The following is a 1,131-nucleotide window of genomic DNA, read 5'->3' as shown; positions in this document are numbered from 1 at the left end:
TATTGATTAGACATGGAATTTCCCCATCTCGTATGGCTAATGATCTACGGACTTTACCTTTAAAAATTCAGAAAATTGCTTAGCTAAAAGCTTAATCTGATCGTTAGACAAATTAGCATAATCTAAATTGGCTTGACTGATGATTTGTTTACCTAGCCGTTGTTCAATCTTATTTTTTTCGTCCTTAATTTTTTGATTAAGGGCTTTTAATTTAGCTTCTTGTTTTTCTAAGTTACTTTTAGACATAACGATTCCTCCAATCATATTAGAAATAATCACCGAAACTATATCATATAGGAAACGTTAAGTCAAAGTATAGAAGTTGAAATAGCGAAGCGGAAGGCATACACTAAAAGTAAATTCAGGAGAATCAGCAGACCGAGTGAAACGAGGTCAATGCGCACTTACACCCCACTAAATTATTGTGGGGTAAATCGTGCTAAAATCCTGTATTAGAAGTCGCCGATGGCGACAACAAAATCAACCAATAGATCCAAAGAAAGGTGGTGACTAGTATGGCAATTTTTCATATGAGTTTTAGTAATATTAGTGCTGGGAAAGGACGAAGTGCGATTGCCAGTGCCGCTTATCGAAGTGGTGAAAAATTATTTGATGATCAAGAAGGTCGCCACTATTTCTATGCTCGGTCAGTCATACCAGAGAGTTTTATTTTAACTCCTAAAAATGCACCAGCATGGGCCAGTGATCGAGAAAAATTATGGAACGAAGTAGAAAGAAAAGATCGGCGAGCAAATTCTCGGTATGCGAAAGAGTTTAACGTGGCTTTACCGGTAGAATTAAGTGAATCCGAACAGAAAGAATTACTGACAAAATATGTGCAAGAAAATTTTGTTGATGAGGGCATGGTAGCCGACGTGGCAATTCATCGCGACCACCCAGATAATCCGCACGCTCATGTGATGTTAACTAATCGGCCGTTTAATTCAGATGGAACATGGGGAATTAAGAGCAAAAAGCAATATATTTTAGATGATAATGGCAATAAAATGTATACCGGAACTAGCAAGTACCCTAAGAGTAGAAAGATACTGATGGTCGATTGGGATAAGAAAGAAAAAATAATTGAATGGCGTCATAATTGGGCAGTTAGTGTCAATCAGGTTTTAGAGC

General features: G+C 37.3%; 2 protein-coding genes. One reads left to right on the top strand and one right to left on the bottom strand.

The window, feature by feature from the left end; all coding sequences use genetic code 11:
* Window positions 1-36: 36 nt before the first annotated feature.
* Window positions 37-264, bottom strand: a complete 228-nt coding sequence (locus ACKTSF_RS14540; RefSeq protein ID WP_071665499.1) for a hypothetical protein — start codon at window positions 262-264, stop codon at window positions 37-39.
* A 251-nt stretch (window positions 265-515) separates the two neighbouring features.
* Here ACKTSF_RS14540 and mobQ point away from each other — a divergent pair.
* On the top strand, window positions 516-1,131 hold a 616-nt coding region (mobQ, locus tag ACKTSF_RS14535; protein ID WP_407890297.1), incomplete at its 3' end, for a MobQ family relaxase.

Origin of the sequence: Levilactobacillus muriae (assembly GCF_045862015.1) — a bacterium.
Taxonomy (GTDB): Bacteria; Bacillota; Bacilli; order Lactobacillales; family Lactobacillaceae; genus Levilactobacillus; species Levilactobacillus muriae.
Note: the sequence above shows the minus strand (reverse complement) of the source record. Positions and strands in the feature narration are given on the sequence as shown.